Source organism: Pseudomonas sp. GW456-12-10-14-LB2 (assembly GCF_002884345.1).
Taxonomy (GTDB): domain Bacteria; phylum Pseudomonadota; class Gammaproteobacteria; order Pseudomonadales; family Pseudomonadaceae; genus Aquipseudomonas; species Aquipseudomonas paraglycinae.
Map to the genome: position 1 here is coordinate 1 of NZ_POHV01000186.1, position 265 is coordinate 265.

Here is a 265-nt window from a genome sequence, read left to right on the forward strand (position 1 = left end):
GTCGAGGTCGCCGACGCCAACCGGGACGTGATCGTCGGCATCAAGGTCCGGGTCGGGCGCCACGCCTCGGGCGACCAGGGCACCGCGCCGCTCGACATCGCGCTGCAGGTCGCCGAGGAGACCGGCCTGCCGCTGATGGCCCATATCGACGAGCCGCCGCCGAGCTACGAGGCGGTGCTGGCCATGCTGCGGCCCGGCGACGTGCTGACCCACGCGTTCCGGCCGTTCCCGAACTCCCCGATCACGGCCCAGGGCGCCGTGAAGC

General features: G+C 73.6%; 1 protein-coding gene. It reads left to right on the forward strand.

Annotated elements, in window-relative coordinates:
• Positions 1 to 265, forward strand: a 265-nt coding sequence (locus C1X29_RS29975) for a hypothetical protein (protein WP_256584426.1), incomplete at both ends; no start/stop codon positions are given.